The organism is Paractinoplanes toevensis (genome assembly GCF_018332695.1).
Taxonomy (GTDB): Bacteria; Actinomycetota; Actinomycetes; order Mycobacteriales; family Micromonosporaceae; genus Actinoplanes; species Actinoplanes toevensis.
In genome coordinates, this window is sequence record NZ_BOQN01000074.1 from 1 (window position 1) to 12,809 (window position 12,809).

General features: G+C 68.9%; 14 protein-coding genes. 6 read left to right on the top strand and 8 right to left on the bottom strand.

Annotated elements, in window-relative coordinates; all coding sequences use genetic code 11:
• On the bottom strand, window positions 1-1,470 hold a 1,470-nt coding region (locus tag Ato02nite_RS29185; RefSeq protein WP_246607523.1), incomplete at its 3' end, for a serine/threonine-protein kinase.
• 101 nt (window positions 1,471-1,571) lie between these two features.
• Between Ato02nite_RS29185 and Ato02nite_RS29190 the strand changes: the two genes are divergently transcribed.
• The 4 genes from Ato02nite_RS29190 to Ato02nite_RS29205 all read left to right on the top strand — a co-directional run bounded on the left by Ato02nite_RS29190 (window position 1,572) and on the right by Ato02nite_RS29205 (window position 4,919).
• Window positions 1,572-1,769, top strand: coding sequence for an acyl-CoA carboxylase epsilon subunit (locus Ato02nite_RS29190; RefSeq protein WP_213009862.1), 198 nt, complete (start codon window positions 1,572-1,574; stop codon window positions 1,767-1,769).
• 140 nt (window positions 1,770-1,909) lie between these two features.
• On the top strand, window positions 1,910-2,341 hold the full coding sequence (locus tag Ato02nite_RS29195) for a hypothetical protein (protein ID WP_213009863.1): 432 nt from the start codon (window positions 1,910-1,912) through the stop codon (window positions 2,339-2,341).
• The gene (locus tag Ato02nite_RS29200) at window positions 2,341-3,780 is read left to right on the top strand and encodes a hypothetical protein (RefSeq protein ID WP_213009864.1); all 1,440 of its coding nucleotides are present in this window, start codon (window positions 2,341-2,343) and stop codon (window positions 3,778-3,780) included. Before Ato02nite_RS29195 ends, Ato02nite_RS29200 begins: the two co-directional genes overlap by 1 nt.
• 44 nt (window positions 3,781-3,824) lie before the next feature.
• Complete coding sequence (locus tag Ato02nite_RS29205) at window positions 3,825-4,919, top strand: S8 family serine peptidase (protein ID WP_213009865.1); 1,095 nt, start codon at window positions 3,825-3,827, stop codon at window positions 4,917-4,919.
• Here the strand turns inward: Ato02nite_RS29205 and Ato02nite_RS29210 are convergent.
• From Ato02nite_RS29210 to Ato02nite_RS29230, 5 genes are read right to left on the bottom strand one after another with little or no spacing between them, the layout of a single operon-like run.
• On the bottom strand, window positions 4,894-5,166 hold the full coding sequence (locus Ato02nite_RS29210) for a hypothetical protein (RefSeq protein ID WP_213009866.1): 273 nt from the start codon (window positions 5,164-5,166) through the stop codon (window positions 4,894-4,896). The genes Ato02nite_RS29205 and Ato02nite_RS29210 overlap by 26 nt on opposite strands.
• Window positions 5,163-5,747, bottom strand: a complete 585-nt coding sequence (locus Ato02nite_RS29215) for a hypothetical protein (protein ID WP_213009867.1) — start codon at window positions 5,745-5,747, stop codon at window positions 5,163-5,165. Before Ato02nite_RS29215 ends, Ato02nite_RS29210 begins: the two co-directional genes overlap by 4 nt.
• Window positions 5,744-6,565, bottom strand: coding sequence for a hypothetical protein (locus Ato02nite_RS29220; protein ID WP_213009868.1), 822 nt, complete (start codon window positions 6,563-6,565; stop codon window positions 5,744-5,746). Before Ato02nite_RS29220 ends, Ato02nite_RS29215 begins: the two co-directional genes overlap by 4 nt.
• A gap of 14 nt (window positions 6,566-6,579) precedes the next feature.
• Window positions 6,580-6,951, bottom strand: a complete 372-nt coding sequence (locus Ato02nite_RS29225) for a WXG100 family type VII secretion target (RefSeq protein ID WP_213009869.1) — start codon at window positions 6,949-6,951, stop codon at window positions 6,580-6,582.
• Window positions 6,951-7,577: a hypothetical protein gene (locus tag Ato02nite_RS29230; RefSeq protein WP_213009870.1), complete on the bottom strand. Its 627-nt coding sequence runs from the start codon at window positions 7,575-7,577 to the stop codon at window positions 6,951-6,953. The genes Ato02nite_RS29225 and Ato02nite_RS29230 overlap by 1 nt, the downstream gene beginning before the upstream one ends.
• Before the next feature lie 83 nt (window positions 7,578-7,660).
• On the opposite strand from Ato02nite_RS29230, the gene Ato02nite_RS29235 reads away from it, so the two are divergent.
• Window positions 7,661-8,275, top strand: a complete 615-nt coding sequence (locus Ato02nite_RS29235) for a Maf family protein (RefSeq protein WP_213009871.1) — start codon at window positions 7,661-7,663, stop codon at window positions 8,273-8,275.
• Between the two features lie 19 nt (window positions 8,276-8,294).
• Here the strand turns inward: Ato02nite_RS29235 and Ato02nite_RS29240 are convergent, their stop codons facing one another.
• Together Ato02nite_RS29240 and Ato02nite_RS29245 are read right to left on the bottom strand one after the other, a co-directional pair.
• Window positions 8,295-9,050, bottom strand: a complete 756-nt coding sequence (locus tag Ato02nite_RS29240) for an ABC transporter permease (RefSeq protein WP_213009872.1) — start codon at window positions 9,048-9,050, stop codon at window positions 8,295-8,297.
• A gap of 3 nt (window positions 9,051-9,053) precedes the next feature.
• The gene (locus Ato02nite_RS29245; RefSeq protein WP_213009873.1) at window positions 9,054-9,998 is read right to left on the bottom strand and encodes an ATP-binding cassette domain-containing protein; all 945 of its coding nucleotides are present in this window, start codon (window positions 9,996-9,998) and stop codon (window positions 9,054-9,056) included.
• An 82-nt stretch (window positions 9,999-10,080) separates the two neighbouring features.
• Between Ato02nite_RS29245 and Ato02nite_RS29250 the strand changes: the two genes are divergently transcribed.
• Window positions 10,081-11,832 (top strand): acetyl/propionyl/methylcrotonyl-CoA carboxylase subunit alpha, encoded by a 1,752-nt coding sequence (locus Ato02nite_RS29250; RefSeq protein WP_213009874.1) that lies wholly within the window; start codon window positions 10,081-10,083, stop codon window positions 11,830-11,832.
• The last annotated feature ends 977 nt before the right edge of the window (window positions 11,833-12,809 follow it).

Genomic DNA, 12,809 nt, shown 5'->3' on the forward strand with positions numbered 1-12,809 from the left:
CGGGGACACCCGCGTCGTGGCATCGGCCGGCGCTGGGGGCACGACCGTGGTCGGGTCGGCCGGTGGCGTGGCGGGACCGCGCACCAGGGCGGTCGGGTCGGCCGGTGCGGTGGCCGGGCCACGGACCAGGGACGTCGCGTCGGCCAGGGACTGTTCGTGTTCGGGGGCGGCCGAACCGCGCCGATGTGCGGCGACGTCGGCCGCTGTGAAGCCGCCGGGCTCGCCGCGGTTCGTGCGGGTGGACGGGTTCACCGGGGCCGGGCCGGGGCTCGCTTGCCGCGAAGCAGGGGGCCGGGTGCCTGCGGTTGGGGACCCGTCACGCGTACCCATGAAGGTGGTTTTGTCGTCTTTGACCGGAGGGGTATCGACGCGCGTGGCGTCCAACTTCGGCGTGTCTGCCGTGGGACGGCCGACCGGAGCCTTACCCGGGATAAAGACCGGCGGCCGGCCCTCGCCGGCCGCCGGGCGGCCCCCCGAGACAGGCGGGCGGCCCGGCGGATCGAGCGGCCGGGCCGGTGCCACCGGCGGACGCGGACCCGGCACCACCGGCGCCGAACTCGTCGACGAAATCATCCCGCCCAGCGCGGGCCGTTCCCGGCCCACGCCCGGACGGCGCATCGTCGGGCTCATCGGGAAGGACAGCTTCGACCGGCGGCCCGCGGCCCGGTTGAGCAGGCGTTCCGCTTCCTCCGCGTTGATCCGATGCGTCGGGTCCTTGCGGAGCAGGCCGTTGAGCACCGGCTTCATCGGGCCGGCGTTGCGGGCCGGCGGAGGATTTTCGGTGGCCAGCGCGGCCAGCGTGGCGATGGCCGACGGGCGGGCGAACGGCGAGGCGCCCTCGACCGCGGCGTAGAGGGTCGCGCCGAGCGACCAGAGGTCGGCGGCCGGCCCGGCCGTGCCGTCGCGGGCGCGCTCCGGAGCGATGTAGGCCGGGGAACCCAGCACCAGACCCGTTCGGGTGACGTTGGGGTCACCCGGCACGGTGGCCAGCCCGAAGTCGGTGAGCACGACCCGCCCGTCGCCACCGATCAGCACGTTGCCCGGCTTCACGTCACGGTGCACCACACCGGCCCGGTGGGCGGCCCGCAGCGCACCCAGCACGCCGAGACCGATCTCGGCCGCGCGGACCGGCGAGAACGGCCCGTCGGCGGCGAGAATGTCCTGCAGCGAGCGGGACGGCACATATTCCATGACGATCCACGGGTCGGCGTCCGTGCTCAGCACGTCGAAAACGCGAACCACGTTGATGTTGTTGAGCCGGGCGATCGCGCGCGCCTCGCGCAGCGACCGCTCCCGCATCTCCTGCCGCTCCCCCGGAGTCAGCCCCGGCGGCGGAACGAGCTCCTTGATGGCCACCTCACGGTGCAGGACGACATCGGTCGCCCGCCAGACGCGACCCATCCCGCCCTGACCGAGCGGCGCGACAAGCCGGTAACGGTCAGCGACAACGGCTGGGGGAGAAGAAGACATCAGGAGGAAAATACCCGGTCATGTCCAGTACCAGCGAATCGATCAGCCGAGTGTGGGACGCGTGTCACCGGATATCCCTCCTGACGTCGTACGCTCGATCGATGGACAAGGAACCGCTGGTCAGCGTTGTTCGCGGCACCCCCACCGATCTTGAGCTGGCCGCCCTGGTCGCAGTGGTCGCAGCGCGATCCACCTCGGTAAATGCGTCGGTTCCGCGCGCCGCGGTGTCAGCCTGGGCCCGCTCGGCACGCCCATCGATGGCCCGGGCGAGTTGGCGAGACGCAGCCCGCCCCAGGTAGATCACCCCCACTCGATCGATTCGACTGTCCACAGGCGGTAGTCTGGAGCCCCCGGAGCTGGCGGCAACGGACTACTCTCGCTGATGCTTCGCCGGTTTTTCGCCGGGGTTCGACAGCTTCATCGGGGGAGGAAGTCAGTCATGATTCCGGAGGAGGATCGCGGGCCCGCCTGGCTGCGCGACTACGGCTATACGGACTTCAGCGCGATCGAGGCCGACATCCAGGCGATGGAACAGTTCGCCAGCAAGCTGTCCGCGACCGTGCAGGACGATTACGCCCCACACCTCTCCACGGTCACCGACGCCATGGCGACCAGGCTCCCCGACCCGCCGAGCGAGTTCATCGAGTTGCTGACGTTCCTGTCCGCGCACCGCGACGTGGCCGACGTAGCTCACCAGAACGTCTACAACTACGCGAACGGGACGCAGGACTTCGCCCTGGTAGCGAAGGACATCGGCAAGAAGTACAGCGGCTCGGACGCCTTCTCCCACGCGAAAGTCTCAGACGTGGACAAGGCCTTCGACAACGTCGCATCACTCGACGGCACCTCGGCCTCGGAGGGGAACGGCTGATGCTCGAAGCACCGGGCGGAGGCGGCGGCACTCCCTGGGAGTCGCTGACCGTCGACAAGATGCAGGAGCTCATCCAGAACCCCGACACCGACAAGCAGTGGGACCTGGTCGCCGGCTGGAAGAAATCGGCCGAGCTGATCAGCGAACACCGCTGGCAGGTCGAGAACTACCGGGACAACCTCGCCACGGCCTGGCCACCGGCGAAGAGCAAGGCCGCCGAGGAATACATCACCCGGCTCAACGTGATGATCGACAACCTGAAGGCAACGTACGAGGCGGCACTCGCCAACTACGACGCGGTCTCCCGCGCCACCGGGTCGATCTATCAGGCCCAGGTCAAGATGGAGAAGCTCTACAAGGAGTACAAGGGCAACGAGTCCCTCCTCGCCGACTTCACGGCGAAGCAGGAGCAGGCCAAGTCCAGCCCGACGCCGACGCCGAGCCCCAGCCCGAGCGGCGGCTTGCAGCCACCGGTGGCGGCGGGCCGCCAGGAGGAACTGCGCCTCCAGGCCGCCGCGATGCTGAGCGGAGTCAGCTCAGACCTGGCCCAGGCCCAGATCAAGCTGGTGAAGCCGCCCAACTTCAAGCCGTTGGAGGTGCGCGAGGACGGCGGCAAACCGGTGGACGGCACCACCTATGTCGCCCCGCCGATTCCTCCCATCGTTCCCAGCTTCGTGGAGACCACTACGTCTACGAAGTCGACGCGGCCCGCCGTTACCTTTCCGACGTCGACTGCCACAACCGCACCTGCAGCAGTTGCGCAGCCAGGAATCGGCACCCAGCAGCCCGGTTTGGTTCTCGGAGGAACCCAGCTGCCGACACCGTCAGCACCCACTGGCATAAGTCCGATTTCGCCGAACCTTCCGACCGGGACCGGACCGATCAGCAGCCCCGGTCTTGTCTCTCCCCCTAGCCCGCTCCTGCCGGGCGGTCGCGGAACCTCGTTGCCGACCAGTCCAGTCGGGGTCGGCCGCAGTACCGGACTGCCTCGCGAGGGCGTCATCCGGCCCGGGACACTGCCGGAGGGCATTCGTGCAATGCCTGCAGGCGGAGTCATCGGTGGGGCGCCCGGCGCCGGACTGGGCCAACCGGCTGCTGGACGGTCCGGAACCCAGCGCGTGAACCCGGTTGGTGGCGTCATAGGCGAAGGCCAGGGCACAACAGGCGCAACGCGTGGCCTTAACGGTGCGACTGGCGGCGCCCGCGGCCGCGGCGGCGCCCCCGGTACGCGCGGCCTTGGCGGCACATCGGTCGGCGGCGAGCACCCCATGAGTTCCTACGGACAAGGCGCCGGACGTAAATCAAGTCTTCAAGACGAAGCCGGCGACACCCATTGGGATCCGGACAATCCGTGGGAGACCGCCGAGGGCGTGGACCCTGTCGTTCTCCCTGCACAGGAGCAGCGCATCGATCCAGGTCCGGCGATCGGGCTCCATTGAGAATTCTTCACAGAGCGAGCGCGGTCGCAGGGGTTGCTCTGGCCGTGGCGGTCTCGCTTCCCACCAATCCCGCATACGCGGACAGCATCCGCGACAAGCAGGCGTGGTATCTGCGCTCGATAAACGCATTGCAAGCCGGGTCCATCACCACGGGCGCTGGCGTTACCGTCGCTGTGATCGATACGGGAACTTACCCCCATCCAGATTTGCGCAATAATCTCCTGAAGGGCGATGACGAAGCATCGGCAAGCGCCGGTGACGGGCAAACTGATCATGAGGGCCACGGGACCCGCATGGCCGCGTTGATCGCCGGGCATGGCAGGGGCGGCAGCGGGATAAGAGGCTTGGCGCCATCCGCCAAGATCCTTCCCATTCGAGTTGCCGAAAAAGCGGAGACCAGAAATAGCGAGGTCGTTGCCCGAGGCGTCGATTTCGCAATCGAGCATGGCGCCACGGTGATTAATATTTCGATGGGCGGCGGACCCGATTTTGATCTGGACGATGCAGTAGGTCGGGCAATCGATCACAACATTGTCGTCGTCGCTTCCGTCGGCAACGCCCCGAGAGACTTCCTCATCAATTACCCGGCCGCCAACGATGGAGTCGTTGCAGTCGCCGCCACCGGACGCGACGGAAAACACGCCTCCGTGTCCGTAAAAGATGCAAAAGTTCAGCTCTGCGCGCCAGGCGTTGACATCATTTCTGCATCTCCGAAGGACGGGTACTCCCTCGGTACCGGGACGTCCGACTCGACGGCGATTGTTTCAGGGGCGGCTGCTCTCGTTCGGGCTAAGTTTCCGGATCTGTCGGCCAAGGACGTCATCAATCGGCTGACCTCTACCGCGGATGACATCGGGGCTCCCGGGCGGGACACCGAGTGCGGATTCGGTCGTCTGAATGTTTTCAAGGCGCTCACCGCCGACGTGCCGCCGCTCCAAGGCGCCGCCACCTCGGCCACCCCCGGCGCTACGACCAGCACCGTCGTCGCGCCGGCCGCAACCCCGTCGTCCGCGCCGGCCGCAGCCGAGCCGAAGTCCGCCTCCAGCAGCATGCCGCTCGTGTTGGGCGGGCTGGCCGGGCTGGTGGTGGCCGGTGGGCTGGTTGCGGTGCTGGTTATTCGGCGGCGCCGTAGCTTCTGACTCGGCGCATGAAGGCTATCTGCCCCAGCTCGTCCAGGTTAACCAGTTCCCAGCCTCGGGTCTCCAGGAGCTCTACCGCGGACAGCACCACGTCCACCCGGGCGTCGAACTCGGCGCGGCCGGAGCCGGGGCGGATCGGTGTCGGGATCGACAGGTACATGTAGCGGAACGGGTAGGCATCGATGTTCACCCGGCCGGCCAGGACGTCGTCGGCTATCACCCGGCGGGGTGGTCGGGGCAGGGTCACATCGGCACCAGGCTGCCGAGCATCTCGGTCGCAATCGCCGGAGCGGCGTCCCGCATCGCCTTCACCCCGCCGGTGGCGGCGGAGGCGGCGGTGTCGGTCGCGGTCAGGCGGATGTCCAGGTTGGCGTTGCCGGAGCGGACCACTACCTGAATCTCGTTCGAGCCGGTGTCGGTGGAGATGAAAGCCTGTTCGCCTACTCCTTTGAGTTCTTCGGTCAGGGCGCCGCTGAGAATCAACCACTGGGCGTCGGCCGCCGTCTGAGTGGTTGCCGTGTCGAGGTGCAGGGTGGCCGCGTCGTTGGCCCAGCTGCAGTCGATGCTGCTGCCGACGGTCTTAGGGGCCGTCGAGTTGGTGACCTTGCCGGCGCCGGTCAGGCCGACCGATGAAGCGGTCAGCGTGGGGCAGGTCAACCCGTCCGTCTTCCACTTGTGGTGCGGGAGCGGCACCGGGCGGGTGGCGCGCGCCGAGCCGGGCAGGCTGACGCCGGAGGACGGCAGCCCGGTGTCGATGTCGGGGACGTCGGGGCTGGAGCAGCCTGCGAGAGCGACCACCAGAGCCGCCCCGAGGAGCCGAGCCCTCACGCGTTCACCGCCTCGGGCCAGTGGCCGCCGGAGAAGGCGCTGTCGTCGCCGTGGATGCTGGCCACCTCGCTGATCAGGCTGACCACGTCGGCGAGGCGGTTACCGAGGCTGGCCAGGAAGTCGATGATGTTCGAGGCGAAGCGGCCGAGCAGCGTGGACAGGTCGTTGGCGGCTTCCTGAGCGCTCAGCGGGTCGGCGGTGGCGGCGGCCGTGGCTACGTCGCCGGTCACCTCGACGATTTTCTCGACGATCTGGCCGACCTGGCTGAGCAGGTCGGTGACGAAGTGGACGTTGGCGTTCGCCACCTCGGACAGCCAGCCGGCGATGCCTTTGACCTCGTCGACGGCCTGGCCGACGGCGTCGATCTGGTCGCCTTCCCGGGTCAGGTAGGTGTCGTGGGCGGGGCCGTGCCAGGTGTCGATGCCGCCGGACTGCTTGACGTCGGGCTTGATCTGGCTGAGGGTCGGGTTCACCGTGCCGGACCAGTCGAGGCCCACCTGGAAGAGGGAGAGCACCGGCACCGAGCCGTTGAGCGTCTTCTCCAGCTTGGTGAGGATCTCGCTGACCTTCTGCCGGGCCACCTCGATGGCCTCCTGGAAGGCTTTGAGAGCGTCGGCGATCTCGTCGGTGAACCATTCGGCGACCTTGTTCCACCAGTGGTCGCCTTCGAGCTTGTCGCGGATCGACTGGAGGAAATCCTCGACCGCCTTGGTCAGTTTGTCCCAGGCCTCGCGGATGTTGCGGACGCCGGTCTCGAGCGTGTCGATCGCGCTGCGGAACGTCCCCAGCAGCGTGGGGGCGAATTCACCCTCTGCCATAACAAGATCCCTGTCTAGTGGGGCCAGTCGCCCTTGGCGATGCCGTCGAAGCTCTGCGCCGAGTTCTCGTCGGAGTCCTCGTACCAGTCGGCGTTCTCCTTGAGGGCGTTGCCCATGGCGTCGAACTGGACGGCCGCTTCCTTGAAGAGGCGGTTCAGCTTGTCGAACTCCTGCTGGTACGCGTTGTGCAGGTCGCTGGCGGTGGCGGTGCCGACCGGGCCGTCGATGATCACCGTGAAGGCGGTCATCTGCAGGCCCTGCTGGCCCGCCGACGTCGAGACGGCGGTCATCCGGTCGGCCAGGTCGTGCCAGTTCTTGGCGGCCTCGCGCAGGCCCTCCGACGCGACCTTGAGGTTCTTGTCGGAATACCAGTTGTAGTCGGGCATCATGCCTCCGCGTGATGGGCGTAGCTGGGCCGGACGGCGAGCAACGCTTCCCGGGCGTCATCGGCCAGGTCGGTGGCGTCCTCGGGGCGCAGCCCGAACCCGTTGACCCGGGCGCTCTCGACGACCGTGCCGCGCACGGTCAACGCGAACAGCCCTCGCGGCCCGGTGACCTGGCGCGGTTCCGGGTCGTTGACCACGTCGAACAGCCGCATGGCGTCGGCCAGGTCGGCCCCGGCCCGGTCGATCCGGCGGCGCAGCGTGTCAAGATCATCGGAGCCGGCCGGAACTTCGGGTTCAAGGACCGGAGGCGCTTCAGGGGTACGCCCGTGGCGGCGCAACACCATCCGGGCGAACACCGTCTTCTGTTGCGCGAACCGGTATGCCTGGAGCACCGCCCCGGCGATGGCGTGCGGCCCGACCGCCTCCCACCACCCGTCGGTGATGGTGATCCGCACCGGCCGACCGTCCAATCGGACCAGGCAGTACACCGTGCCGGAGGCGTCGGCGCCCTCGACGGCGTCCAGACCGGGCACAGGTTGTCCGGCCGGCGTGTATGCCAGCGTGTCTTCCAGGTTCTCGATGAACCTGCGGGTGTCCCGGATCCGGAACTCATCGAAGTCCGCCACGGCGGTAAGGGTAGGCGCTCGGGGAAACGCCGTGGGGGCGGAACTGCTCCGTCGGCGCCGAAACGGCTTGTAACCTCGGTGACGTGCAGAACGACATCGCGTATCGGCTGGTCCTCGCGTCGGCCAGCCCGGCCCGGCGGGCCCTGCTCGCCGCCGCCGGCATCGACGCCGAGGTCAAGGTCAGCGGCATCGACGAGTCCACCGTGGAAGCGGAGGACGCCTACACGCTGTGCCTCGCCCTGGCCCGGATGAAGGCGCGGGCCATCGCGGCCGACCTTCCGGCCGACCCGGGGATCCTGGTGCTCGGCTGTGACTCGGTGCTGGCCTTCGAGGGTGAGATCTTCGGTAAGCCGGCCAACGCCGCCGAGGCGGCCAAGCGGTGGTCGATGATGCGCGGCCGCTCCGGCGTGCTGCACACCGGCCACCACCTCACCGGCCTGGTCAGCGGCAAGCAGGCCGAGAGCGTGGGCACCACCGTGGTGCACTTCGCCGACGTCACCGACGAGGAGATCGCCGCCTACGTCGCCACCGACGAGCCGCTCAACGTGGCCGGTTCGTTCACTCTCGACGGCCGCGGGGGTGCTTTCGTCGAGCGGATCGAGGGCGACCCGGGCAACGTGATCGGGCTTTCGCTTCCGCTGCTGAGGAAGCTCCTGATCGAGATGGGCGTCTCGATCACCGCGTTGTGGCGGGCCTGAGGGCCCGCCACAACCAGACTCAGCGCACGCTGCGGGCGAATTCCCGCGCGGCCCAGGCCACCGCGGCGGCCGCGAGCAGGGCCATGATGAGCAGGCCCTGCCAGACCTCGGGCGAGCCCAGGTCGCCGCGGAACAGCGCCCGGGTGCCGTCGACCGCCCAGGAGAACGGGTTCCAGTCGGCGATGCCCTGCAACCAGCCGGGGGCGAAGGTCAACGGCAACAGGATGCCCGACAGCAGGAGTACGGGCTGGGCCACCGTGTTCATCAGCGGGGCGAGGGCGTCCTCGCTCTTCACGACAAGCGCGATGCCGTAGCTGAGGGCCGAGGTCATCAGCGAGATCAGCGCCAGCATCAGGTAGGCCAGCAGCAGATCGCCGATGAACACGCGCAGGTCGAACAGCAGTGCGAGCAGCGTGATGATGACGGCCTGGGCGATCAGCGAGACCACATCGCGCAGCGACCGGCCCAGCAGCAGCGCGAGCCGCGAAACCGGGGTCACCCGGGACCGCTCGATCACCCCGGCGCGAAGTTCGGCGATGAGGCCGAAGCCCTGGAACAGGCCCCCGAAGATGGCGAGCAGAACCAGAAGGCCAGGCACGAAGATTTCGTACGCCTCGGCGTTGGAGTTGACCTGAAGCGCGGGTTTGAGCAGCGGGGCGAACAGCAGCAGGTACATCACCGGCTGGAAGACCCCGACCAGGATCCACACCGGGTTACGCAGGAGCAGCTGGGCCTGCCGCTGGAAGATCAGTGAGGTGTCGCGCAGCAGCTTCATGGCTCAGCTCTCCCGCAGGGATCGGCCGGTCTTGGTCAGGAACACGTCGTCGAGGGTCGGCCGGTGCAGCTCGATCGTGCCGAGCGGCACGTCGGCGGCGTCGAGAGCGCGCAGGATCTGCGGAATCGCGACGGCACCGTCCTCGACGGCGAGGCGCACGTTGTCGTCGTACGTCTCGATCTTGTAGGAATTCAAGGCCTGCGCAGCGGCCGCGACATGGTCCGGCAGCAGGCCGACCCGGACGACGTCGCCGGAGATCTCCCGTTTCAGCTCCGCGGGCGTGCCGGAGGCGACGATCTCCCCGTTGTCCATGATGGAGATGCGGTCGCAGAGCGCGTCGGCCTCGTCCAGGTAGTGGGTGGTGATGAAGACCGTCATGCCCTCCGCGCGCAGACGGCGAACCTCGTCCCACATGTGTGCCCGGCTCTGCGGGTCGAGGCCGGTGGTGGGCTCGTCGAGGAACACCACCCGCGGCGCGTGGATGATGCCGAGCGCGATGTCGACCCGGCGGCGCTGACCACCGGAGTACGTCTTGCACTTGCGGTCGGCGTACTCGGCCAGCTGGAACGCGTCGAGCACCTCGGCCGCCCGGGCCAGCGCCGACGATTTCGAGGCGCCGTAGAGCCGGGCCTGCAGCACCAGTTCCTCACGCGCGGTCGACTCGTCCCAGGTGCTGCCGCCCTGGGCGACGTAACCGATCCGGCGGCGCACCTCGCCCGGGTCGCTGCGCAGGTCGGCGCCGGCGATGGTGGCGGTGCCGCCGTCGGGCTCGATGAGCGTGGCGAGCATCCGCAACGTGGTGGTCTTGCCGGCACCGTTGGGCCCGAGGAACCCGAAAATCTCCCCTTCCGCCACATCGAGGTCCACACCGCGTACGGCCTCGATGGTCTTTTTCTCGCGCCCCTGGCGCGATTTGAACGACTTGCGCAACCCGCGAGTCTCTATCATCCGGGCAGCGTAGGTCGCGGTCGCGCGGTTGACCCACCCCACAAGGGGTAGATCTGCGGTTAACTTTCGTTAGGCTCTGACGGTGCGCAAGGTATTGATCGCCAACCGAGGCGAAATCGCCGTCCGGGTGATCCGGGCCTGCCAGGACGCCGGCTTGGCCAGCGTCGCCGTCTACGCCGACAGCGACCGCGACGGCCTGCCGGCCCGGCTCGCCGACGAGGCGTTCGCGCTGGGCGGCGAGACCGCCGCCGACACCTACCTGCGCATCGACAAGCTCCTCGACGTCGCGGCCCGCAGCGGCGCCGACGCGGTGCACCCCGGCTACGGTTTCCTCTCCGAAAATGCCGAGTTCGCCCAGGCCGTACTGGACGCCGGGCTGATCTGGATCGGCCCGACCCCGCAGGCCATCCGCGACCTCGGCGACAAGGTGACCGCCCGGCACATCGCCCAGCGAGCCGGCGCGCCGCTGGTGGCCGGCACGGCCGAGCCGGCGGTCGACGCCGACGAGATCGTCGCGTTCGCCCGCGAGCACGGCCTGCCGGTGGCGATCAAGGCGGCGTTCGGCGGCGGCGGCCGCGGCCTCAAGGTCGCTCGCACGATCGAGGAGATCCCCGCGCTGTTCGAGAGCGCCACCCGGGAGGCGGTGGCCGCGTTCGGGCGCGGCGAGTGCTTCGTCGAGCGCTACCTCGACCGCCCGCGGCACGTCGAGGCTCAGGTCCTGGCCGACACGCACGGCAACGTCGTGGTGGTCGGCACCCGCGACTGCTCGTTGCAGCGCCGCCACCAGAAACTCGTCGAGGAGGCACCGGCGCCGTTCCTCACCGACGCGCAGCGGGCCCAGATCCACGAGAGCGCCAAGGCCATCTGCCGGGGGGCCGGCTACCACGGCGCCGGCACGGTGGAATACCTGGTCGGCCAGGACGGCACGATCTCCTTCCTCGAGGTCAACACGCGACTTCAGGTCGAGCACCCGGTCAGCGAGGAAACCGCCGGCATCGACCTGGTCCGCGAACAGTTCCGGATCGCCGACGGCAAACCGCTGGCGGTCACCGAGGACCCGATCCCCCGCGGGCACGCCATCGAGTTCCGCATCAACGGCGAGGACGCGGGCCGCAACTTCCTGCCCGCACCCGGCACGGTGACCGCGCTGACCTGGCCACTGGGCCCGGGCGTGCGGGTCGACTCGGGCGTCGAGGCGGGCAGCGTCATCGGCGGCAACTTCGACTCGATGCTGGCGAAAATCATCGTGGTGGGCGCGACCCGCGCCGAGGCGCTCGACCGTGCCCGCCGAGTGCTCGACGAGACGATCGTCGAGGGCATCGCGACGGTGCTGCCGTTCCACCGGGCCGTAGTGCGCGACCCGGCGTTCACCGCCGAGCCGTTCACCGTCCACACCCGCTGGATCGAAACGGAGTGGGCCGGCGGCGTCGAGCCGTTCACCGCGGCCGCACCGGCCGGCACGCCGGCCGAACGGGAAACCGTCGTGGTCGAGGTGGGCGGCAAGAGGCTGGAGGTGAGCCTGCCGAAAACCCTCATGACCGGTACGGGTGGGCCTGCGGCCCAACCGCAGCGCCCAACGTCCCGCCGCACGGCGACGCAAGCTTCCACGACGGCGGCGGGCGGTGCCGCGCTGACCGCCCCGATGCAGGGCACAATCGTGAAGGTCGCCGTCTCCGACGGCGACGAGGTGCAGGAGGGCGACACCATCGTGGTGGTCGAGGCCATGAAAATGGAACAGCCCCTCCAGGCCCACAAGTCCGGCACAGTGTCCGGCCTGGCAGCAGAGGTAGGCGGCACGGTAACCGCCGGCGCGGTGATCTGCTCCATCGACTAGCCACCCAGCGCCACAGCGCGCCCGCGACGGCCAAACGCCTGTTGCAGGCGCCGGCCACAGCCACACAACGGTCGCCGTCCCCGGTTGCCGCGACGGCGGCGCCGCGGGAGACGCGGCCTGACCTGACGTCCCTTCCACCGAGCGTCCAGGTGAAACGGCCGTGCAGGTCGCCGAGCGGCGCGCTGTGTTCGACCATGCGGCAGCGCCCTGGGTGTTGCGCGCGAGTCGCGGCACGCGCTGATGATGCGGCCGGCCGCACTGCTGCCCTTTGCCAACAAAGCCCGTGCTGTCAGAGGTGGAGGTCCGCGTCGATATGCGTCGACCCGGTTCCGGCGTCCATTAGATTTGCTTAACGCCCCCTGTTAAATCTAATGATCGCTTGTTGGCGCACGCCCTGCCAGTCGCGAGACAATATGTGCATGCGGCAGCTGGAGTTCTTTAGCAGATCTGAGGTTGCCGCTATGCGCGACCCCACAAGAGCGCACAATTATTCGCCGGGGAAAGCTGAGTTTCGTCGTGATCATGAGCGGCGCCGGCGGTGGGGCCTCAAGCGGCGCCACGGGTGGAAGATCTGCCGGTCGAGCGGCTGTTCGCCCACCTGCGGGGAGCTCGGTCTGCACGACACCGTCGAGAGCGTTCCGCCCTTGATCTGGCCGGAGGGCGCCACGTGTGTGCGGCCGCCCGGTCAACCGGAACCCGCGGCCCCACCAGCGCCCGAGGATCTGGTCGAGGCTTGCGTGCAGAATGTTCCCGCAGGTCAAACAGCCGACAAGGCCGTCCGCGCCGATACCGGTCAGGCGGAGCTGCACGAGAAACGAAGCCACCGCGTGGTCCGAGCCCTGCGGCCACCCGGAGACCAGCGACCGGCGACCGGCAACGACCGCGCCTGGCCCGCCGCCCCCGCACCACCAGCGACCAGCCACGACCACACCCGACCCGCCACCCCCGCACCGCTGGCGACCAGCCACGACCACACC

Bases quoted from the DNA above. Each gene is read 5' to 3' on its own strand.
- Ato02nite_RS29190 (WP_213009862.1), top strand. From the start codon at position 1,572: ATGGACAAGGAACCGCTGGTCAGCGTTGTTCGCGGCACCCCCACCGAT.
- Ato02nite_RS29195 (WP_213009863.1), top strand. From the start codon at position 1,910: ATGATTCCGGAGGAGGATCGCGGGCCCGCCTGGCTGCGCGACTACGGC.
- Ato02nite_RS29200 (WP_213009864.1), top strand. From the start codon at position 2,341: ATGCTCGAAGCACCGGGCGGAGGCGGCGGCACTCCCTGGGAGTCGCTG.
- Ato02nite_RS29220 (WP_213009868.1), bottom strand. From the start codon at position 6,565: ATGGCAGAGGGTGAATTCGCCCCCACGCTGCTGGGGACGTTCCGCAGC.
- Ato02nite_RS29225 (WP_213009869.1), bottom strand. From the start codon at position 6,951: ATGCCCGACTACAACTGGTATTCCGACAAGAACCTCAAGGTCGCGTCG.
- Ato02nite_RS29240 (WP_213009872.1), bottom strand. From the start codon at position 9,050: ATGAAGCTGCTGCGCGACACCTCACTGATCTTCCAGCGGCAGGCCCAG.
- Ato02nite_RS29245 (WP_213009873.1), bottom strand. From the start codon at position 9,998: ATGATAGAGACTCGCGGGTTGCGCAAGTCGTTCAAATCGCGCCAGGGG.